The sequence below is a fragment of the Pedobacter arcticus A12 genome (genome assembly GCF_000302595.1).
GTDB classification, from domain to species: Bacteria; Bacteroidota; Bacteroidia; order Sphingobacteriales; family Sphingobacteriaceae; genus Pseudopedobacter; species Pseudopedobacter arcticus.
In genome coordinates this window covers 423,279-445,021 of record NZ_JH947127.1, presented here as the reverse complement: position 1 = coordinate 445,021, position 21,743 = coordinate 423,279, and the positions used below count along the sequence as shown (strand labels likewise).

General features: G+C 36.4%; 16 protein-coding genes and 1 tRNA gene. 7 read left to right on the top strand and 10 right to left on the bottom strand.

The features are described from left to right. The first annotated feature begins 12 nt into the window (after positions 1–12). On the top strand, positions 13–1,041 hold the full coding sequence (gene fbp, locus B176_RS0113530) for a class 1 fructose-bisphosphatase (RefSeq protein ID WP_017259359.1): 1,029 nt from the start codon (positions 13–15) through the stop codon (positions 1,039–1,041). Between the two features lie 131 nt (positions 1,042–1,172). Here fbp and rnhA read toward each other — a convergent pair whose 3' ends face one another. After that, positions 1,173–1,643 carry a ribonuclease HI gene (gene rnhA, locus B176_RS0113525; protein ID WP_017259358.1) on the bottom strand — a complete coding sequence of 157 codons (471 nt, stop codon included), beginning with the start codon at positions 1,641–1,643 and terminating at the stop codon, positions 1,173–1,175. Positions 1,644–1,792: 149 nt separating this feature from the next. On the opposite strand from rnhA, the gene B176_RS0113520 reads away from it, so the two are divergent. The 5 genes from B176_RS0113520 to B176_RS0113495 all read left to right on the top strand — a co-directional run bounded on the left by B176_RS0113520 (position 1,793) and on the right by B176_RS0113495 (position 7,350). Next, positions 1,793–1,866 (top strand) — tRNA-His (locus B176_RS0113520). Between the two features lie 290 nt (positions 1,867–2,156). Then, positions 2,157–3,656 carry an ankyrin repeat domain-containing protein gene (locus B176_RS0113510; RefSeq protein ID WP_017259356.1) on the top strand — a complete coding sequence of 500 codons (1,500 nt, stop codon included), beginning with the start codon at positions 2,157–2,159 and terminating at the stop codon, positions 3,654–3,656. Positions 3,657–3,660: 4 nt separating this feature from the next. After that, a complete protein-coding gene (locus B176_RS0113505; protein ID WP_017259355.1) occupies positions 3,661–4,143 on the top strand; it encodes a DUF2271 domain-containing protein in 483 nt (160 codons plus the stop codon). Between the two features lie 10 nt (positions 4,144–4,153). Beyond that, positions 4,154–6,349 (top strand): PepSY domain-containing protein, encoded by a 2,196-nt coding sequence (locus B176_RS0113500; protein ID WP_017259354.1) that lies wholly within the window; start codon positions 4,154–4,156, stop codon positions 6,347–6,349. Next, entirely contained in the window at positions 6,349–7,350 is a 1,002-nt protein-coding gene (locus B176_RS0113495; RefSeq protein WP_017259353.1) for an FAD:protein FMN transferase, read from the top strand. Before B176_RS0113500 ends, B176_RS0113495 begins: the two co-directional genes overlap by 1 nt. 127 nt (positions 7,351–7,477) lie before the next feature. Here the strand turns inward: B176_RS0113495 and B176_RS0113490 are convergent, their stop codons facing one another. Continuing rightward, the gene (locus B176_RS0113490; RefSeq protein WP_017259352.1) at positions 7,478–8,218 is read right to left on the bottom strand and encodes a hypothetical protein; all 741 of its coding nucleotides are present in this window, start codon (positions 8,216–8,218) and stop codon (positions 7,478–7,480) included. A gap of 159 nt (positions 8,219–8,377) precedes the next feature. Here B176_RS0113490 and B176_RS19610 point away from each other — a divergent pair, with 159 nt between their 5' ends. After that, a complete protein-coding gene (locus B176_RS19610; protein ID WP_154647985.1) occupies positions 8,378–8,848 on the top strand; it encodes a helix-turn-helix domain-containing protein in 471 nt (156 codons plus the stop codon). 27 nt (positions 8,849–8,875) lie between these two features. Here B176_RS19610 and B176_RS20350 read toward each other — a convergent pair whose 3' ends face one another. The 8 genes from B176_RS20350 to B176_RS0113440 all read right to left on the bottom strand — a co-directional run bounded on the left by B176_RS20350 (position 8,876) and on the right by B176_RS0113440 (position 21,737). After that, positions 8,876–9,187 carry a LapA family protein gene (locus tag B176_RS20350; protein ID WP_017259350.1) on the bottom strand — a complete coding sequence of 104 codons (312 nt, stop codon included), beginning with the start codon at positions 9,185–9,187 and terminating at the stop codon, positions 8,876–8,878. 3 nt (positions 9,188–9,190) lie between these two features. After that, positions 9,191–12,031 (bottom strand): TolB-like translocation protein, encoded by a 2,841-nt coding sequence (locus tag B176_RS0113475; RefSeq protein WP_017259349.1) that lies wholly within the window; start codon positions 12,029–12,031, stop codon positions 9,191–9,193. 1,637 nt (positions 12,032–13,668) lie between these two features. Beyond that, the gene (locus B176_RS0113470) at positions 13,669–14,733 is read right to left on the bottom strand and encodes an SGNH/GDSL hydrolase family protein (protein ID WP_017259348.1); all 1,065 of its coding nucleotides are present in this window, start codon (positions 14,731–14,733) and stop codon (positions 13,669–13,671) included. A 21-nt stretch (positions 14,734–14,754) separates the two neighbouring features. Next, positions 14,755–15,627 (bottom strand): endonuclease/exonuclease/phosphatase family protein, encoded by an 873-nt coding sequence (locus B176_RS0113465; RefSeq protein WP_017259347.1) that lies wholly within the window; start codon positions 15,625–15,627, stop codon positions 14,755–14,757. Positions 15,628–15,686: 59 nt separating this feature from the next. Next, positions 15,687–17,681, bottom strand: coding sequence for a phosphodiester glycosidase family protein (locus tag B176_RS0113460; protein ID WP_040540497.1), 1,995 nt, complete (start codon positions 17,679–17,681; stop codon positions 15,687–15,689). Positions 17,682–17,822: 141 nt separating this feature from the next. Further along, positions 17,823–19,430, bottom strand: coding sequence for a hypothetical protein (locus B176_RS20345; RefSeq protein ID WP_017259344.1), 1,608 nt, complete (start codon positions 19,428–19,430; stop codon positions 17,823–17,825). Between the two features lie 253 nt (positions 19,431–19,683). Next, positions 19,684–20,574, bottom strand: coding sequence for a phosphodiester glycosidase family protein (locus tag B176_RS20340; RefSeq protein ID WP_017259343.1), 891 nt, complete (start codon positions 20,572–20,574; stop codon positions 19,684–19,686). Between the two features lie 5 nt (positions 20,575–20,579). Further along, the gene (locus tag B176_RS0113440) at positions 20,580–21,737 is read right to left on the bottom strand and encodes a YdcF family protein (RefSeq protein ID WP_017259342.1); all 1,158 of its coding nucleotides are present in this window, start codon (positions 21,735–21,737) and stop codon (positions 20,580–20,582) included. Positions 21,738–21,743: the final 6 nt, after the last annotated feature.

The following is a 21,743-nucleotide window of genomic DNA, read 5'->3' as shown; positions in this document are numbered from 1 at the left end:
TACACTAAGTATATGGCAAGATTAATTACATTAGGTCAGTTTATTATTGAAAGGCAAGCAGATTTTCCTTACGCAAAAGGAGAGCTTTCCAGGTTATTGAGAGATATTGGTATTGCGGCAAAAATTGTAAATCGGGAAATTAACAAGGCTGGCCTTGCAGATATTTTGGGAGAAGTTGGTACAATAAACGTACAGGGCGAAACTCAAAAGATACTGGATGTTTATGCAAACGAACAATTTATTGCTGCTTTAAGTGCTGGTGGCGAATGTGCGCTGGTGGTCTCGGAAGAAAACGAAGAAGTTGTTATACTAAACGAACATGTGTCAAAAAATGCAAAATATGTGGTTGCGATTGATCCTTTAGATGGTTCTTCAAACATCGACGTAAACGTAGCAGTTGGCACAACTTTTTCTATTTTCAGACGAATTTCTAAAGAAGGAGAAGCGGATATCAATGACATCTTGCAAAAGGGAACAGAACAGGTAGCCGCTGGCTATATTGTTTATGGCTCTTCAACCATGTTGGTTTACACTACTGGTTGTGGGGTAAACGGTTTTACTTTAGATCCTTCTATCGGAGAGTTTTGTCTTTCGCATCCACAAATGAAGATTCCAGAAACCGGAACCATTTACAGTATGAATGAAGGTAATTATGTCCACTTTCCAGAAGGTGTGAAAAAATATATTAAATATTGCCAAGTAGAAGATTCCGCTACTTCTCGTCCTTATACTTCAAGGTATATAGGCTCAATGGTCGCAGATCTTCATCGTAACTTAATTAAAGGTGGCATTTATATTTATCCAACTACGGCAAGTGCGCCAAACGGAAAGTTAAGGCTAGTTTACGAATGTAACCCGCTGGCATTTATTATCGAGCAAGCGGGAGGTAGAGCAACAAATGGTTTCCAAAGAATTTTAGATATTGAGGTTACAGAAATTCACCAGCGAGAATCAATTTTTATAGGCTCTACAGAGATGGTTCTGTTAGCAGAAGATTTTATGGCTCAATATTCGCCTCAGGAGGTTTTGAAAGTGGTTTAGTTAGTTTTTAGTTGGTTAGTTATTGGTTTCTTAGTGGAAGAACTTCGTTAGTGGTTAGTGTATATTTAGGTTCAAAGCTAAAAAGCCGGTCTTTATTCTTTTGCTCTTTACTCCCGAATCGTTTTTTAAAATCACAATAATTTAGATTTTTGATTTTCGACTTCGAAAACACTGTCAATTTTTTGATCTTTTGATTTAGATGCGATGACCGCAAGTTCATCGCATCTTTCATTTTCTGGATGCCCTGCATGTCCTTTTACCCAAGTAAACTTTACTTGATGCAATTTATATGATTGTAAAAAGCGTAACCAAAGATCTTTGTTTTTTTTGCCAGCAAAAGCTTTTTTTACCCAGCCAAAAACCCATTTCTTTTCCACGGAATCAATTACGTACTTAGAATCAGAAAAAATCATGACTTCCTGGTTTAGCGTTTTTATGGCTTCTAGTCCAACACATACGGCCATCAATTCCATGCGGTTATTGGTTGTCATTCTAAATCCGTCAGAAAGTTCTTTATAATGCTTTCCCGACCTTAAGATCACACCATATCCACCTGGACCTGGATTGCCACTTGCTGCGCCATCTGTAAAAATTTGAATCATTTGCGAAGATAAAAAATAAGCAAAACAAAGCCGATTAAAAGATTATTTCGCAATGTATCAGCAGTATAGCGTTTAGTATGCTATAAATTTCTTTAAAAATTTGATTAGTTTGATTTTTAGGTTATTTTTGCACTCCACTAAAACAAATGGCGGTCGTAGCTCAGTTGGTTAGAGCACTGGTTTGTGGTGCCGGGGGTCGTGGGTTCGAGCCCCATCGTCCGCCCTTAATGTTAAAAGCCTTTCAAGAAATTGAAAGGCTTTTTTGTTTAGGAAGTTTCTGTAAGCTTATTAAAGCTATTTTAAACAAATTTTGGTTTGGTAACCAAAACCATAATTATTTGAAAAAGATTCAGCTATAGCTATTCCCATTTCTCTCTTTATTAGATATTTTCTAAAACACACACTAAAATGAGGTGGTTAGATGAAAAAATACTTTATAGAATATTATGTAGATTTAGTCTAAATAAGTATGTTCGCACCGAGATTTACAAACAGTTATTTTTTAATAAAGAAATGAAGAAAGTTATAGTAATTGCATCATTCGTTTTTACGCTATTCTCTGCCAAGGCACAAAACAACAACACCTTGTTACAAGCCGATTTTTGGAAACAGAATCCCAATGTAGAAGCAGTAAAAGCAGAAATAGCTAAAGGAAATAACCCTGCCGAACTTGATCAGCGTTCAATGGACCCTACAACACTAGCCATTAATAACAATGCACCGTTGGAAACCATTAAGTTTTTGTTGGCCCAGGAAGGCAACCCAGTAAACAAAACCACACATGATAGCCGTATTTATTTGCATTGGGCAGCAATGAGGGGTAATGCCGTGTTGGTGGAGTATTTAATTGCTAAAGGATCTGAGTTACGCCTACAAGATAGTCATGCTACAGAACCTTTGGTTTTTTCGCTTTCAGGGGGTAAAAAGAATATACCTGTTTATGAGGCTTTTTTTAAAGCTGGTATTGATGTTAAAACAAAATACAGAAACGGTGCTAATCTCCTTTTGTTAAGTATCGCAAATGATTCTGACCTTGCAGTAGCTGATTATTTGATTAAAAAGGGATTATCGTTTAAGGATGTTGATAGTGACGGCTATACTGTTTTTGATTATGCCGCTAGAAGTGGAAATATAGATTTATTAAAAAACTTACGGAGTAAAGGCGTAAAGCCAACAGACGGCGCTTTAATCTTCGCGGCGCAAGGTAGCCGTGGATCTTCAAGTTCGGTCGACGTTTATAAATATTTGGTTGAAGAGGTGAAATTAAACCCGAGTGTTGTAAGCAAATCAGGAAACAATGTGTTACACTTTATCGCTAACAAGCCGAATCAAGAAGAAATTATCAACTATTTATTGACTAAGGGAGTTGATGTAAATAAAGTAAACGAGGACGGTAATACGCCCTTTATGAATGCATCAGCTAGTAAAAATTTGGCGCTGCTAGAGGTTTTATCAGCAAAAGTTAAAGCTATTAATGCGGTAAATCAAAAAGGAGAATCTGCTTTAACAATGGCGGTGAGTGCTAGCTCTCCAGAAGTGGTTGCTTTTTTGATCAATAAAGGAGCAAATGTTAAAGTAGAAGATAATGTAGGAAACAATTTAGCTTACTATTTGGTGCAGAGCTACCGTCCGACAGGCAGAGCGAAAGAAGGGGCAAACAAAAAAGACGAATTTACAGCGAAAATGGACTTGTTGACAACTAATGGCTTAGCATTGAATGTTTTACAGAAAGACGGGAGCAGTTTGTACCATATAGCTGTTGCAAAATCTGATCTAGTTTTGTTGCAAAAATTGGCGGACTTGAAAATAGATTTGAACGCCAGAAATAAGGAAGGCCTAACAGCTTTACACAGAGCCGCATTGATTTCTAAGAATGATGAGGTGCTTAAATACCTGATTTCTATTGGAGCTGATAAAGGCATCAAAACAGAATTTGATGAAACTGCTTATGATTTAGCGACAGAGAATGAGTTTTTAGTAAAGAACAATGTATCAGTAAACTTTTTAAAATAATAGAATGAAAACGTTTTTTAAGATTTGTGTATTTGGGATTTTGTTAAGTTTTGCTACTGATGTAAGTGCACAAACTTCAAAGTATAAATGTATGTTGCAAATGAATGCATACACAGGCGAGGAGGCTTATATCGTTGTTTCTTTGATTAATCCAAAAGGAGGATACGAGAAAACTTTATACATGATGGGCGACGATAAACAATGGTATAACAGCTTTAAAGAGTGGTTTAAGTTTTTCTCCAAAACCCAGAAAGTAAATGCTAAAACCGGCGCATCTGTTGGTGGTGGCGATAGAAGTTTAGTGAGTTTAGCTATTGACGATGCCACCATTAATAAAGGTTATAAACTACGTTTTGAAAGTGCTGTAGAAGATCAAAAGTATTATTTAACAGATGTTGAGATTCCATTAACTACTGAAGCACTTGCCGGAAAAGCAGACGGTAAAGGGTATATTAAGTATATCAGATTTAGTAAAGTTCAACCGTAAAATAGCGTAAATGACCTTATCCATTTGGCGATACGCCCATTTGGCATTGGCTATAATTTCATCTGTTTTTCTAGTAATAGCATCGATAACCGGTGTAATACTTGCTATAGATGCAATTCAAGAGAAAATGCCACCTTATCGTGTTGCTAATTTCGAAGAGATTACCTTAGCGCAGAGTCTTCCCTTATTAAAGAAAAAATACGCAGAGATTAGTGAGATCAGTATTGATCATAATGGTTTTATACTGTTGAAGGCTTTTGATGAAGAAGGGAACGATGTTGAGGGCTACGTAAACGTTTCAACAGGTGAGATTTTAGGGAAGCCGGTTGAAAAAAGTGCGTTTATACAGTGGAATATTGCCTTGCATCGTTCGCTTTTTTTGAAAGAGACAGGGCGATTGATGATTGGCATAGCAAGTTTTCTTTTAGTGCTGATTGCGATGTCTGGCTTTGCGTTAATTGTCCAAAGGCAACGTAGTATTTCCAGGTTTTTCAAAAAAATAATTAGAGAATATTTTGCCCAATATTATCATGTAATTACAGGCAGGCTGATGTTAATTCCCGTTTTGGTGATTGCGCTAACGGGAGCGTACCTTTCTATGGCTAGGTTTCAGCTTTTTCCAGCAGATACCGCGAAACATAAAGAAATTGTAGTTTCAGAAACGATTCCAGAACAAAAGAGTATTGGCGAATTTGATGTTTTTAAAGCTACAAAACTCGAATCGGTTAAAAAAGTGGAATTTCCATTTGCAGATGATCCGGAAGAATTTTACACTTTAAAGCTCGCTGATAAAGAATTAATTGTTAATCAGTTTAACGGTAAAATAGAAAGCGAAGTAAAATACCCCAAAACGCTGTTATTGGAAAACCTGAGTTTAGATTTACATACAGGGCGTACCAACGTAATTTGGGCGATTATTTTAGCCATTGCTTGCCTTAATATTTTATTCTTTATTTATTCTGGCTTTACCATTACGCTAAAAAGAAGAGCAACTAAAGTTAAAAATAAACATAAAGCAAAAGATGCAACGTATGTTTTATTGGTAGGGTCGGAAAATGGGAGTACTTTTCGTTTTGCAAATGCTATTCATGAACAATTGAACGCACAAGGAAAGGTTTCATACCTCGCTCAGCTCAATCATTATCAAGTTTTCCCTAAAGCACAGCACTTGCTGGTGTTTGCTTCAACTTATGGTTTGGGCGATCCACCTTCGAACGGAAGTAAGCTGTTACAACTGATAGATAAATATCCACAAAGGCATAAAATGGGTTTTTCTGTAATTGGTTTCGGTTCGCATGCCTATCCAGATTTTTGTGAGTTTGCCAAACAGATTCAAGAGAAGTTGAGCGTACAAGAATGGGCAGTTGCTATAACTGAATTGTTTACGGTAGATGATAAATCGGCTTTGCAGTTTACAACTTGGGTAAAAGCATGGAGTCAAAAAACAGACATAATGCTGGCAACTACTCCGGCATTGTACGCAAAAAAACCTAAGGGATTGCAAAAAATGATGATTCTGGATCGGACAGAAATTTCTGAAAGCGAACAAACTTTTATGCTCACCATTAGGGTTCCTGCCCGAACCAAATTTACATCTGGCGATCTATTGGCGATTTATCCGGCAGATGATAACCGGGAACGTCTTTATTCGATGGCTAAATGCAATGGTAATGTGCAGTTGGTAGTTAAATTTCATCCATCGGGTTTAGGTTCAGAATATCTGAACAACCTAAAGGTAGGTTCGGTATTTAAAGCAAGATTGGTAACTAATGCTTCTTTCCATCAGCCAAAGTATAAAGCTGTTGCGATGATTGCCAATGGTACCGGAATTGCACCTTTTTTAGGGATGATTGTGCAAAGTAAAAAGACGCCAGTTGATAACCTGTACGTAGGTTTTAGAAATGAAAGCGAACTGATAAAAAAACATAAAATATTTTTAGACACACAGGTTCAGCAGCAAAAATTAAGCGCTTACCAAATTGCTTTTTCGAGAGCACAGGATCATTGTTATGTGATGGATTTAATCCGTAAAGACGCACAGTATTTAGCACAGCTGCTAAGTGAGGATGGTGTGATTATGATTTGTGGTTCTTTATTGATGCAACAGGATGTAGAAAAGCTTTTGGGTGATATTTGTGAGGAATTGAATGGCAAACCACTTATGTATTATAAAGATAAAAAACAGTTGCTAGCCGATTGTTATTAATGAAACCAATAGCGATAACTCTTTTATGCTGGTGTTTTGTTTTTGCGGACCAAGCAAATGCGCAAGTAGCTAAACACCGACCGGTGACTTTAATGGGTAGCCGTTTTGACATTACGATTGTAGCCGAAACTGATTTAAAAGCCGAAAGCTATATCGACAGCGTAGTGGCGGAAATGAGTAGGATAGAGGACCTGATTTCTGATTGGAAGCCTACTTCTCAAATAGCAGCAGTGAATAGAAATGCAGGAATTAAGGCTGTTAAAATTGATAGAGAGGTTTTTGAGTTGACTAAAAGATCGCTATATTTCTCTAAACTTACCGATGGTGCTTTTGATATCAGCTACGCTGCGATGGATAAGATTTGGAAATTTGACGGATCGATGAAGGTGATGCCTTCATCAGAAGAAATTAAAAACGCTATTGCAAAAGTGGGTTACCAAAATATTGAATTAGACAGCGCTGAATGTACTATATTTCTGAAATTGAAAGGCATGAAGATTGGTTTTGGCGCCATGGGGAAAGGTTACGCTGCAGATAAGGGGCGAGAGCTGATGGAAGAAAAAGGTGTTAAAGCGGGTATTGTAAATGCAGCTGGCGATATGACTACTTGGGGAACAAAACCCAATGGTAAAACTTGGAGCGTTGGTTTAACGAATCCGTTTAACGACGAGAAATTTATAACAATATTAAATTTAAAACGAGACGCCGTTACCACTTCTGGCAGTTATGAAAAGTATGTGGAATTTGATGGCAAGCGATATTCGCATATCATTAACCCAGTTACGGGTTATCCTGCTATCGGAACCATTAGTGTTACAGTAATAGGCCCAAGTGCCGAAATGGCAAACGGTTTTAGTACTTCCATTATGGTTTTGGGAGCTACAAAAGGTTTGGCGCTTATGCACAAGTTTCCAGAATATAGTTGTGTAATCGTGACAGATAAAGGCATGGTGATTAAATCTGGCAATTTTAAAGGCAGATTAAAGAAGATGTTGAATTAGTTTTTTTTTAGCTTAAAAACTGTGTTAATAATATTAGCCAAGTAAATTAATACGTTGCTTATCTAGCTAGGTTTTATCAATATCATACATTACAAATCCTTTATTGTTTCCAAGGTATCTCCATGCTTTAATACCTGCAATCCATTAATACTTTAGATAAATCAAATAAATAAGTGTTGTCATAATCGTCCGTATTTTTATCTACACGGAGAATGTGCTGATAACCTGTGGTATTAGAGCCGGTTGCTTGATACACATGCCCGTCATCACCAATATGTTGAATCATAGTGCTATAACCATGATTACCGTATTTACTTTGTGTTGACCAAATTAATTTCGGGTTTTTAAATGTTGGGTAATCAAGAACAATAGTAACCGTACCGTCAACATTACCTACAGCAAGATTAGGCCAAGATACGACACCGGTTGTAGCATTTTGGATAGCAGCAGCATTTAAGTTGGCTTTAGTGATATTACAGCCAATATATACTTTATTCTTCGCTTGGTTTATAATTGGCACATCAATACGCCTGATAGAATAACCTGTGGCTAATTGTTCAGGGGTAAAAGGAACTATAAATGAAGTCGTATTCATAATACTTGGATTGTCAAGGTTTAAGGATGCAACTGCCGCTGTAGATTTAATAGACCCAAAAGTTACAGCAGGAAATGTACCCGTAAATGCTGTCTCTGTAGTAATACTTACCCCTACACCAACTCCTTCTGCAGATTTAACCCAACGAGGGGATGTTCCCAAAATAATGGCAGTGTTAACTTCATTACCTTCTCTTGTATATTTACCTTCTCCGTTTACTTTAAATTTTTGGAAAACACCTCCATCAGCACCAGTATACTGAATGTCATACAAATACTTTCCGTCTGCTGATTGCAGAGACTCATCAACTCTTTTCAGAAAAAAAGCGCAAATCTCTTTTCAAATTTATTATCTAACAACATAGCAATCAACCATAAATTAAGAACTGTTTTAAATGAAATCAGCAATTGCGAGTTTGATGGGCATTTAAAAATGTTATACCTCAAGGCTAAAATCATCGAACTACTTACGCTCCAGTTTTTTCAGTACGAAGAAGAAAAAACCGTGGGCCTAAAACAAGAAGACATTGAGAAGATGACGATGGTGAAAGCGCTCATCGAAAGCAATATCAATGAAGTTTATAGCTTAGCTTACTTGGCTAGAGTAGCAGGTACTAACGAGCAATATCTAAAAAAACATTTTAAAATACTATTTGGCAGTACTGTTTTTGGTTACATGTTGGCTTGTAAAATGGAAAAAGCAAAAGAGTTGCTTTCAACCGGGAAGCACAAAATTACAGAAGTTTCAGAAACGGTAGGATATAAACATGCCACGCACTTTACAACGGCCTTCAAAAAGTTTTTTGGTTATTTGCCTAGCTTGGCGAAAAGAAATTTTATGTTCGGAGGTTGTTTTTGGTTTAACGTAAAAGCTGAGATTTTTGAAGTGCTGATTATGGTTTGATACTGATTTTAAAGTGATAGATTCCGATTAGCTGATGTAATCTTTATCTTCTTCGCTCAAACTGCTTTTAGCGCCCGTATCTAAATAACCAGCATTTTCGGGCTGGTTGATCTCGAAAGGAATACTGTTTACTGCACTTTCTGCCAATTTCTTTTTGCGAGGCCTTGCCACAATTAAACCTAATATAAAGCCGAATACAGTAACAACAAGCATCATTACCAGTTTTGCCACAGTAAACTCCATCCACAGAACTTTAAACTGAACGGGGTCTAAATTCTGCATAAAAATAATAGTGATGGCAACAGACAGAAATATAATAGAGTAGGTTTTAAAGCTCATGTGTTAATAATTAAAAGTAAAACTGAACTCTAATATCGGTTTTTTTGTGATGCTTTCATTAGGGATTATGATTTTGCTACCGATTTCGAATATCGGTAGGTAATACCTTAGTAGGTTCATATCTGCACTTAATCCAGCTCCGTAACCGCGTAAACCGTTTCCGGCATTGATGTTTTCAAAATCGGTGAAAACACCACCTTTAATTCTTTTAATGTACGCAATTGGACCCAATTCCCAGTCGGGGTATGCAATTGGAAAGCGGTAGCTCAACAGCAAGGTGTTTTTTAAATCTGCGATTCCAGCCATGTTTGCCCAACCGTTTGCCCTGGGGATGTCGTTGCTGTATTGGTAAATGCCGTCACTTTTTTGAAAGTTTATGCTCGTTTTAAAGCTATGGTTTGGTAAAAAACCAGGAAAATAAAATGCCGACTTGAAATTAAAGTTAATGCCGTTTAGGTTTTTATCTAAAGGTGTATGTTCAAAGTTGAATTCTATGTTTTGACCCCATTTTGGTGCTAAATCTCTGGCGGCTTTTCTGGTGTTTATTCCGGTGGTAAAAGTATAGCTCATCGGAAATTTTATATCACTATAGAAATTTGCAGGTTTTAGTGTTTCTTGGTAACGATTGGTGTAAGAAGTGGCAACTGTAAAATCTGTATAGAAGCTTTTGTTGAGCCAGTTTTTATAAGTCGGTACATTTATACTTAACGAGGTGCGGTTTTCTCTCCAGTAAAACGGAACGAGGGTAGGGTTTTGGGCATCGCCTGTTTTTGCATAAGCAAGTTGGGCTCTGTTTTTATAACCGAGCACTATTTTGGGATAAAATTTTTGATAGGTAAAGTTTGCGTTGAACTCGCTTGTGTTTAAAGCGTTGTTGTAAAGATAGCCGACTGATGCAAATGCGGTGTTTAATTTGTTGTTGGAAATTAAGCTGAGTCCAAAATCATACTCATTATTGTAATTGCTTTCTGTTACGGTTAGCCTTGCGCTGTGGAAATAAAATAAGTGATCCAACTCCCGATATTTTTGACTCACATATTTTATCGAATCGGTTTCTTCTAAAATATTTGGCTTGTTTTCCTGCGTTATAAGAGGCGAAAAGTAATTTACGAAGGTGTTTTCTTCTAATTTATCGGAAATCGATTCTGTACTACTTAAATCAGCTGAGGTAAGATTGTATCCTTGAGCGGTGTAAGTGCTAAAATATAATTTCTGGTTTGTAACGGTGGGGTAATTTGCTCCAAATTGGACATGGGTTAATTGGTTAATTACTTTGGTTTTGGGATTTAGCTGGTAAATATTCTCGATGCCATTATAATGCGCTTTGTAAATAATTTGATCACCGTAAAATGATGGGCGAGAGATGAGCTGTGGCTGAGGATCTAGTAATTCTTCGATATGATTGCCTGAATAGCGAAGCAGTGTTTTTCCGTTTTGTGAAACCCCAGTTACCACAATTTCGCTTCCATCTACGCTGTAGGTTGGTGTTTGCAAGGTGTAGTTTTTTGGATTAGGGAAATTGCGAACAGTTTTTCCGGTTTCGGCATCAAGTTCAACTAAAGAAAAAATGCTTGCGCTGGTCACATTTACCGCGATGATTTTTTTGCCATCAGGCGATAAACTGGGAGAGAATAATCTGCTTTTTTTGCTGAGCTGTTTGTATTGTTTAATTGCCAAATTATAGGTGCAAATTACGCTGTAATTTCTTTGTTCGTAACGGCTATCGCTTCGGTATTCATCCCATGTAATAACGCCGTTTGCATAACTCAGGTTAGGTTCCGTTTGTGCGCCTATTTTTAGGATTAATTTTTCGTTTTTTTGCTCATCAATACTGATGATTTTTGTAGGTTCGGAGAGCGATGTTTTTAGACAAATTATTTGGTTGTTTTTTGCAAGATACGGAAGTAGATATGAGCTCGGATTTTTGTTGCTGATTTTGTTCAGTGGTTCGTAATTCTCGATGCTTAATTTATTAGATTGATTTTTCCAGAGACTGTCCATTTCCGTCATCGTGTTTTTGTATAATTTTTGGGTGTGGATGCCTGAGAATTTTTTTAAGGAGGAACTAAAGTTGTAAGGGCGGATCGGGAAATTTTTGATACGCTCTAAAATTTGGTCGAAAATTAAAGCACCGTTATCTCTTCTGATTTTTGTTGTCATAAAATATCCGAGGGGATAATAACCCGGTGTTAAATTTCTGTAAGATCCTAAATGATTTTTGGAGTAGCTGTATTTTTTTTCCGAAAGTTCATTGGTTCGTAAAACCATTTCAAAAGCAGGCTGTCTTCCTCGGCCGGCAGGTGTCAAAGCAGTTTCAATTCCAACGGCGTCTCCCTCAAAAAACCAAGCTGGTAAATTGATTCCGAAAAGTGCCAATTTTAATTCTTCAAAAAGTGGTGCGCCAAGGTTTGGACCTATTTTGTCAAACTGTACCACATGCCTAAGTTCGTGAACAGCCAAACTGTTTAGCCAGTCTTGAGCGTCAAACTCCTGACCAGGCATAGTGTAGAATTCTGAGTGTCGTGGTGCCATAGTAACAAAGCCATTTGAGACCACCCCTTGGTTTTGGAAGATGATGGAAATTGGCTTAGGCTGATGGCCTAATGTTTTGCTCACCTGCTTAACTAGTATCTCTAAAGTATTTGCCATCCGTTGCGCTTCGCTTTCAAATAGGGTAGGGTAGATGATTTGGAAATTGGGTGTATTGATTTGCTTAAATTTTACACTAGGCGGGTTTTGTCCGCCATCAATAAACTGCGAAAAACCATTAAGTGAAGTTGTTGTTAAGAATATAGTCGTTAATACGCTGATTATTATTAGTTTGTTTGATATAATGTGAATCATATAATTTGATTGCTAATTTTTTTAGTGATTATCAACTGGTAATATTTAGTTATTATAAACTTATTATTTATATAGAATCCTTTTTATTTTGATTATCAATTAATTAAATGAAATGTAATTGTTTGTGATTTATGTTCTTTAGGCTAATAATTAGCTTTTTTATCTGTTATTTAGTGTGTTTTATGTAATGCTATTGCTGTTGTAAAGTAAACAATTTTATGGATAATTTATACACCAAGTAAGTTGTGAATTGACGTTTTTTTTGAAGTTATTTCCAGAAATAATTAAAGTTTGTTTACAGAATTGAGGCGTCAAATATTAATAAGCTGGCGTAGATCTAAAAAGTTTCCATATATTTTATAAATAAATCAGCTAAAAGTTCTTGGTTTTTGGTCGCTGTAACTATATTTATTTTGTACGTTAAGGACGCTTTTTTGTTTTAGATTGGTTGTATTATAGATATGGCTTAGTGTGTTTTATGTTTTTAAATAAATGCGTTATTTAATCTATTATTTACGATTTTTTTGTGTTTGCTCTTCAGAAAAGAAGAAGGTTTATTGTTTGGAATTGACTTTTTTCTGGAGATTTTATGTTTGACTTTAATCCCTATTTTGGATTTTGTAGTGTATGTTTTTATTTTTTAGGCAAAAGAAAAGTAAATTTATTAATCAAAAGCACTCCCTTTTGAAGGTTGATTTGTCAATACAATAAGCGGAATTTGTACAGTTATTTCTGTTTTTTTGATACTGTGTGTTTTAGAAATAGGCAATTTTAGAACATCTTACTGTTTGTTTTTGAGCTAATCTTCTTGGTTTTTTATTCTTTAGGTTCGTTAGAGACCTCACGACACTAAGATTTTTATTTAAATTTAATGGGGAATTCCCAGTAAAAACGAAATGCACTTAAAGTTTTTTAATCGTTTTTTTGATGCTGTTTTGGAGATGCAGTTGTTTTGATTACTGGTGAAAATATAGAAAGATACACCTGTTTCTCAATTTTATTATTCCCATGTTTAAAGGTTTTTTAACTCAATTCAATAAGTGGTTTAAATTTTAACCAAAGCAAAGGCCGATGATACCACTTCGGTTAATTGTTTTATAAGTTCTTGTAGACGTAATAAAAAGGGACAAGTACGATGTGTTTTATCGGTTCTTAAACCTCCGAAATAAGCAGTTTCTGCACTGGGATTTTGCGTGTTTTTTTTGCAGGCTTTAAGTGCAATGTAAATGCTTATTTTATGTTCGCTTTTAGCTTGTGTTTTTGAGAAAAATTTAAGCGCTAGACCTAGTGTTTTCTTGGTGTTTTTTATTCTTTTTTCGTTAGGGTTTTAGATAGAAATGATAGCGGATAGGGAAGGTGTTTTCTGCTAAATAGAAAGGCATTTTTCTTCAGCTCATGGTATTCGGTTTTTGCGCTGCTGATTGGGGAGAAATCAGACGAAATCCAACGATAATTACATTATAAAAACGAAGAGGAATGCAACCGTTTTGGTTTTATCTTACTTTTAGCGTAGTGCAAAATCGGTTGTTTTTTGGCGGTTGAATAAACGTTTGAGAATGGGTTTGTAACACTCTTTTACCGTGGAAAAACCATTAGCTAAACAGTGATGTTTCCACGGTTTTTGAGTGTAGTTCTAGCTATAAAGCTTTTTTTAGGTATTTCATTACAGTCTCCGAAATCCGCATAAAGCCTAAGTCTGTTAAATGAGTGCCGTCAACGGTAGCTTCGTGATCTGTGCCCATTAGTTTAGCAGATTTGATGTAATAGATGCCCTTAGGGTTTTCTGCATGGAGCTTGTCAAAAGTATTTCTAAACTCTTGGTTTTGCTGCTCAACCATACTTTTAGTTTTGCTGTTCCAATAAGCGGTTTCCCTATAAACACTTTCTATCATTATAATGGGAGTTTGAGGCTTTTGAATACGTAAGTATTTGATAAAAACATACGATCTTTCTTTAATTTGTTGTGGACTTGGATTTGGTACGCAATCTAAAACATAAACAGCTGCGGGTATTTTTGCCAGTGTTTTTGCCATGTCAAACTCCATTTTACCACTGCCACTAAAACCGAGGTTAATAACTTCAAGGCCCATTTTTCTGGAAATAATAGATGGATACGCCATCCCCGGACGCGAGGCAGAAGCACCTTGTGTGATGCTAGACCCATAAATAACCACCTTTCTTTTGTCTGTAAAAGATTGTGTCCATGCTTTAATAGTAGAAGAATCTGGGACACCTACTTCCAATTTGTTTAATTTGGAATACAAAGGAAGGTGTAGCCGATATTTACGCGATCTGCCATCTAATTGATCAACCATTAAAACACGATTTTTTTCGCCAGTAGGACGGGCAGATGCAACGTATTGCCATTTGTTGTTCTCAAACGCATACAAATCTAAACCGTTGATAGCTACAGGAGTCATATTCCATATCGTTAGGAGTTTTTCTAATTCCCATTTTACCCGGATAGACTTTGCATTGGTTTCGAAATTAATAGTTAAACCGGAAGAGTTTTGTGCTAATTCTTGCACCCTAGCCGGCAATGGTAACCTTTGCACCGAATCAAGTCTGTTGTAGTCATCCTCGGAAGCGAAAGAACTACCCCTTAAATTTAAAAGATGACCATCTGTGTATTTAAAACCATCTTGGGCAAAAATTTGGCTACTCGTTAATAAGACAAATAAAAGAATACAATACTTATTCATGATTAGTTTGGGTTTTATGGGCTATTTTTTCAGTTGTAACTCGATCATCATTGGGTAGTGGTCTGAATGGGAGTCGGTAAACTCGTCAACCAATACTTCAGCACTTTTTACGTTCTTTTTTAGTCCTTTACTTACAAAAACAAAGTCAATTCTTGTAGGTACATCTGGCAAACCAACGGGTGCAAAATGTTTTGGATGTACTGTTTTAACAAAATCTTTATGGAATAGCTTTAACGCATCATAAAAGTTTGATTGGTTCATCCTGTTGATCACGTAATAATCAATTTTATTATCTACCAGTTTTCTTATCGGGGCGTATTTCTGTTCGTATTTTTTGAGATTGGCGATTAACTCTCCATCAGTGTAAGCTAAGGAATCTATCGCGGCGAAAGAATTAAAATCGCCCATAACTACCCAGTTTTTTATCGATGGATTATTTTTAATCGTTGCTAACACTAAATCTACCTCATTTCTTCGGGTTTGATAATCGAACGGGCTTAAATGGAGCACTATAAATGTTTGACCGAGTATATTGGCCTGGATAAAGCCTCTATCCATGTTGTCGATTACCTTTTTTACGTTTGTAATGGGATATTTAGAGGTAAATGCAACAGGATATTTTTCTCCTTCTACCAGCAATACGGCATAGGGATGTCCGTAGCTTTGTGCGAATTTTTCAAGGCTGGTTTGCGTAAATCCAGTTACTTCTTGTAAAGCTACAATGTCTGGATTTTGTTGTTTAAACCATTCAGCAAACTCTTTTTTTCCTTCCGTTTTGTCAGACGACATACCTACGTATACGTTGTAACTGATGATTTTAAGTTTTTTGTTTTGAGCAATAGCAGAAAAGCCAATAAATATGAATAAAATAAGAGTATTGAATAGAATTTTCATTTTTTGATAATTTAAGTGAATGAACAAGAAGCTTTGATAAGCTTCTTGTTCTGGTGAGATTATTGAATTAATAATTTAAAAGTTTGAGTAGTATTTTTGGACTTAAGGTGTAAAACATATACTCCTTCGTTCAATTTATTGGTAGCTATTGTTGTTTTACTTCCTATATAGGTATCTTTTAAAACTGACTCTCCCATCATATTAAATATTTCGACCTCAAATTTCTTAATGTTGGAGTCATTTAGGGCTATTGTAATATTATCTTTTGCGGGGTTTGGGTAAATACTTATACTTGAAGGTAAGATAGCAGACTTTTCAAGTGTAAGAGGTTGGTTTTTTATAGTCTGAATTTGTGTGGATTGAACACTGTTTTTATCGACCATAATATCATCTAAAAAGATAAACCATGTGTTTGAAGTGTTATTCTGTGTAAATTCAATGGCATCTAGTCGGGCTCCCGTACTGTTGAGTATACCATTTCCTCCATCTGTTGAAGAACCATTAAAATTGGATAAACTCCAAGTATATTTATGCCAGTCGCCATCGTTAATGATATTTAAAATTGGGGAAACTTCTGTGCCATCGTTATCATCTAATCTTATTCTTACTTTAGGATTGGTGCCTGCAGTAGATGTTTTTAACCAGAAACTTATAGTTCCTTGTCCGCTGAAATATCTATTATATGCGGGATTTCCGCTTCCAGAAAGTAATCTTACATACCAAGATGCAGTTGTTGTGGGATCATCATATAATTTAACAATTAAGGAGTTGTTTCCACTATGAGCAGTGAGTGCTGGTACCGCAACTGAACTGGTTGAAACTCCAACGGTAGCGGGGTCATATGTAGGTGCTCTATTAAAGTGCCCAACACCGTCTTCAAAATCATCTAAAGTTAAAGTAGTTAAGTAGGCTAATATGGAGTTAGAAATGAGTCTTTCTGAACCATCAGAAGGATTATTTTTTACTTCTCCATTCGCTACCATTGAGGAAGATCCTCCACCATCTAAATTCAGAGATTGGTAACAACCCGCAAAAATCATAAAGTCTGCCAATTCACTTAAGGTTACTCCTTCACTTACTCCTGGCGCCCGCCCATCTATAACTGCCCAATAAATTTTGTTTTTAGCCTGATTGTAGCCAATTGCAGTACGTGGTGCTGCCACAGTGCCCGCAGGGCTGCCTTCATCAGCCATTCCGGCTGTTGCGTAATTAGTTCCATTGGAAACAATTTTAGGATAACCGCCTGTTAATTGTTTGATATCGCTGATACCTTTAGAAGCTGATAAAACGTTTAGATCTAAAGAAATTATATCATTAACATTTAAATTATCTAAGAAACTCTTTGCTACACCAAGGCCAGATAAAACAGCTTCTCCGTCTAGAAAACTCATGTTCCCCGCACTTGACTTTGCTAATACTTTACATGAGACTATAGCATTGGCTTTCCAACCTTCTTTACCTGCAACTGGAATAATTTTTATTTCTGTACCCCCAGCTGAGGTTTTAGTTGTGTTTCCATAAAACCGGTTATACATTACCATTTGGTTTAAACCTCGATTTCGATTGATCTGATTAAAAGGAAACGTGGACACTCCTGCTTTTACACTGTAGTTTTCGGTAAGTTTTTCAATGAATGGAATATTTCCTTCGGTTATACCAAACACAGATTGGTTTCTTACGGTATCCCATAATATTTCGCCATCGCCTATCAACATGTGTCTGGGATTTTGATAGGTAGAAGTACTGGTAAAAAAATCTCCGTTAATTCCGGCCACAACATCGTGGTATTTAATATTATCATGTGTTGAGTACATGGTTGAGACCGTTTGGGTATCGCCATTAATTACTCCAGCAGATTTAACAACCTGTAATTTTATGGTAGGTTCTGATAGTGAGATTTCCATCAGCGATATTTTTAGCGCTGGACTTGTTGATGTATATTGTTTGTAAACTGCTCCTGGCGATATCCGTTTAGTTGAAACTAAAGTGTATTGAGCATAGGAATATAAGCATATGAAACACATGGCTATACTTAATAAATATTTTTTTTTCATAACTAATTTAGAGTTTATACACCCTGATCCGATTGGTCGTTTCAGGGTGTTTTTGAAAAAATATATGAATTTTAAAGTATCGATAAATAACACAGATACATTTTGAGCTATTTTAAAAGCAATTATTTTTTTACGCCGTCATTAATTTTTAGCAACAAATTTCAACGACTGATTACCTGACGTAGAAAGCAGTGATAAAACATATAAGCCACTTTGCAAATTTACAGGTACAGCAAATTCATTGACGCCGTTTACTAGGTTCACGTCTTGTGAAGTTATAACTTGGCCGTTTAGGTTACGAACAACAATTTGCCCATTTCCGTTAGTAAACCCTTGAGCAGTTATTGCTAGTGCACCATTATTATAATAAGCGCTTAGTTTATTGACTTGGGATAAATTAAAGTTTACGTTGATGGGTGCCGTTAAACTGCTTTTCCCGTTAAAGTCTACTTGTTTAAGCAGGTAATAATTGTTTCCGTTAAAAGGAGAAACATCTGCGTAGCTATAAATAAGTAATTGATCACTGTTTCCTTTACCTGTGATGGTTTGAAGTAAAGACCAGTTAATACCGTCGTTAGATTTTTGCAATTCGAAATAAGCATTGTTTTGTTCTGAAGCGGTAGACCAAGATAGTGTGATGCCATTTGCTTTGTCTAATTTACCTTGAAATGAAACCAGCTTTACAGGTAACGGATTTATTGTGGATAGCTTTCTGATTTTGTTGTTGCTTACATCTGCAACGTAAATTGTACCGTCTTTAGCGATACATAATCCGGCTGGATTATAGAACTTGGCGTCGCTACCTTTACCATCTAAGAAACCTAAAGTACCTCCGATTCCTGCAATAACACTTACTTTTCCATCACTTGCTATTTTCCGGATGGTATGTGCTAATTCTACGACATACATATTTCCATCAGCATCTACATCTACATAATAGGGCTCAGATAGTTGTGCTAACAACGGTGAATTATTATCTACTGTTCCTTTTGTACCAGAACCTACGATGGTAGATACATTATTTGTTGAATTTATTTTTCTGATCCTATTGTTGATTCTGTCTGCTACAAGGATGTTTCCATCTTTATCAATACCCAAACCAGATGGTGAAGCGAATTGAGCAAGTAGAGGATTACTGTCATCTTTAAAACCTGTAACGCCAGTTCCTGCAAGTGTAGTTACCTTTCCGTCTGTTGCTATCTTGCGGATCTTGTGTCCAACTCCATCTGCAACAAGTAGGTTGCCGTTGTTGTCAAAAATTACATCTAAAGGTTGTTTAAAACTTGCCAATAGAGGGTTGTCGTTATCCACCCCTGTAACAGCCGCCGAACCAGCAAGTGTAGTTACGTCTCCATTTGGTGCTATTTTACGAATTCTGAAATTATCGCGGTCAGCAACATAAATGTTTCCAGTAGCATCCACAACAGCTCCCCAAGGATTAGAAAATTGAGCGCTGGTCCCATTGTCGTCTTTATATCCTGCTGTTCCGCTACCTGCTATGGTAGTTACTAAGCCCGCAGGGGTTATTTTCCGAATAACGTGGTTTCCCCGATCTACCACAATCATATTGCTGTCATTATCATAAGTTAGTCGCTCCGGACTTCTAAATTTCACACTAGCGATAACATCATCTGTTGGGTTTCCGGCGCTAGTTCCTCCGTAAGTTGAAACATAATAAATTTGAGCCTTTGTAATGTTGCTTGCGCATATCATAATGAGCACAAATAATACACTGTAAATTTTTTTCATAATTATAATCTTAAGTTTTAATTTGAAATGGTTAGAACTGGTTAAATCCTTTCTGTCATAATTAGAATTATGACCTTGTTTATTTGAATAATATTTGAAATTATCTCACGCAATTACCCGATGCTTAATCTAAAAGACAGCACATAGTGGCTTGATGCATAATGTTTCAATACATCAATCAGGTTTCGGTTGTTTACCAGATTACCAACATATCGGCATGTAGTAAACAACCTAAATCCTAAAGTTTTGAGTTTTATTGCTTGGTTACAGTAATTGCTGTACCTAAAGGTCTTTGTCCATCATGGTCAAATTTTCCGTTATCGGTGGGGTGGTTAACAACTCCATCATCTTTAGTCCAAGCTGTTGAGGAACCGCCCCCGTCCATGTTAACAGCATATATACAGCCTAATGCCATCATTAATTCTGTTAATTGAACAGTTGTTAACCCTTGTGATTGTGAGGATCTTCCATCTATTACTACCATTAGTAAATGATTATCGTCGGTTGTTCCCAATACAGTTCGTGGGTGGCGGGTTGTATTAAAAACAGCGTTTAATTGGCCAATGGGCTTCCCTTCATAAACTAATAGCGGACCACCAGCTAAAACGTAGGATGCATTTACTTGGTCCCAACCGCCCGAAGGTTTTTTTACAATGGAAGGTTTGCCTGAAGCACTTAGCGTGAAAGCCGCATTTTCTCTAAACGAATCAAAATTTGCTACAGTTTGCGTAATTACTGTTCCATCGTGTCTAAAATAAACTGTGGAACCACCATAGTTATTTCCGAAATAACTTCCATTTATTGCAATGTCAGCGTTGTTTCTTTCTCCAGCTTGACTAGCCGTAAAAAGATCTGCGGTACTTGTGTAGGGGATTTCAAATTTTAAATTTTTGCTTAAATCGATGTCGAAAACGTTGATGTATTGGCGAGAATCGAAAATGTTTGGAAATTGATAATATTTCCAAACGATACCGTCACTAATGTTTTTACTAACCCAAGGAGTGTTGTCGATTAAATCCTTTAAGTCTTTGTCTGCATCAACGGTTCCTACAACGTACGGAAGTTGGGTTCCGTCTTCATATTTTGCACATCCTGTTAAAATATGTAGTGTAGAAATAAATAATATAAAAAATATTTTTTTCATGTCTTTTAGTTTTTAAAATCCTGCCATTTAAGCACTAGCTTTTCTGGCTTGTTTTCTGATTTTTGTTGATTGTTGATCGTTAGGGATTCACGGTTTTTATACAGATAGATAGTTTTTGTTTGTTCATCATAATCTGCAGCTGTTAAATCTCCTTTACCCCATGAATATGGCCAGTTGCTTATCCAGTTCTTCACATCATCAATATTTACCACTTTAAAACCACTGCCTGATCTGGAAGCTATAATCAGTTTGTTTTTTGTAAATAGATACAGTCGATTTTCTTTGATAAATGCAGCATCTATCCATTTAACGTCTGCAGGTAAATTGCTCACCAGCTTATTTAAGGGTGTGTTTATCGACTTCTTTTTAAGATTATCAAACTGGGTCTGACAGTTGAGGTTATTGAAAATCAACAAACATCCGTTTTTCGAATCCCTGGCAATGGCATCGATACTTTGATCTCCGTTAACCGTTAATCTTGGAAAAAGCTTTGATAATGAATCTATCTTGGCCGACTCAGGCTTTCCAGTTGTTACCGTATAAACTCTGTTTGCGAAAATATAATTGGTGCTCCCTTTAATATTGTAAACCGCATCGGGTGTAGGCCAGGTACTTCTTAGGATAAACTCATTATTGTCACGCACTTTATTGTAAATACCTACATAATCCAATAAATCTGCGGGTTTTGGAGTTAAATCCCCTTCTATAAAAAACTTTGCTTTTACACCGTCGTATTGGTTAAACCTCGCAGCCACTGAAATGGCATGCCAATGGTCAGACACAACAATCAAGCTATCATTTTTCTGAATGATTTTCTCGCCAAACTCATCTTTTAAAACTCTGCTGTAAACATAGTTCTGCGCAGTGGTTTTCGAATTTTCTTCTTTATAGATGATTTTTTTTGGTACACCACCATCTGTTAATTGTTGTTGCATTTCGCTAGCCTCACAAATAGCAGACGCATGTGCGGCGCAACCTCCAGAAACAATAATTTTATCGATATGTTGTGCGTGGTAAAGCTTTAAAGCAACTTTTACACGGTTGGTTAGGATTGGTTTTTGATCTGAACCTAATATCAACATTACGTTTTTAGGTTTTAGCTGGCTATAGCCAGCTAATCCTAAAAACAAATGGATGCTAAGAGTTAAAACAAATTTGCTCATGTGTTC

Coding starts and splice junctions, on each gene's coding strand:
- fbp (WP_017259359.1), top strand. CDS start 13: ATGGCAAGATTAATTACATTAGGTCAGTTTATTATTGAAAGGCAAGCA.
- rnhA (WP_017259358.1), bottom strand. CDS start 1,643: ATGATTCAAATTTTTACAGATGGCGCAGCAAGTGGCAATCCAGGTCCA.
- B176_RS0113510 (WP_017259356.1), top strand. CDS start 2,157: ATGAAGAAAGTTATAGTAATTGCATCATTCGTTTTTACGCTATTCTCT.
- B176_RS0113505 (WP_017259355.1), top strand. CDS start 3,661: ATGAAAACGTTTTTTAAGATTTGTGTATTTGGGATTTTGTTAAGTTTT.
- B176_RS0113500 (WP_017259354.1), top strand. CDS start 4,154: ATGACCTTATCCATTTGGCGATACGCCCATTTGGCATTGGCTATAATT.
- B176_RS0113495 (WP_017259353.1), top strand. CDS start 6,349: ATGAAACCAATAGCGATAACTCTTTTATGCTGGTGTTTTGTTTTTGCG.
- B176_RS19610 (WP_154647985.1), top strand. CDS start 8,378: ATGTTATACCTCAAGGCTAAAATCATCGAACTACTTACGCTCCAGTTT.
- B176_RS20350 (WP_017259350.1), bottom strand. CDS start 9,187: ATGAGCTTTAAAACCTACTCTATTATATTTCTGTCTGTTGCCATCACT.
- B176_RS0113475 (WP_017259349.1), bottom strand. CDS start 12,031: ATGATTCACATTATATCAAACAAACTAATAATAATCAGCGTATTAACG.
- B176_RS0113470 (WP_017259348.1), bottom strand. CDS start 14,733: ATGAATAAGTATTGTATTCTTTTATTTGTCTTATTAACGAGTAGCCAA.
- B176_RS0113465 (WP_017259347.1), bottom strand. CDS start 15,627: ATGAAAATTCTATTCAATACTCTTATTTTATTCATATTTATTGGCTTT.
- B176_RS0113460 (WP_040540497.1), bottom strand. CDS start 17,681: ATGAAAAAAAAATATTTATTAAGTATAGCCATGTGTTTCATATGCTTA.
- B176_RS20345 (WP_017259344.1), bottom strand. CDS start 19,430: ATGAAAAAAATTTACAGTGTATTATTTGTGCTCATTATGATATGCGCA.
- B176_RS20340 (WP_017259343.1), bottom strand. CDS start 20,574: ATGAAAAAAATATTTTTTATATTATTTATTTCTACACTACATATTTTA.
- B176_RS0113440 (WP_017259342.1), bottom strand. CDS start 21,737: ATGAGCAAATTTGTTTTAACTCTTAGCATCCATTTGTTTTTAGGATTA.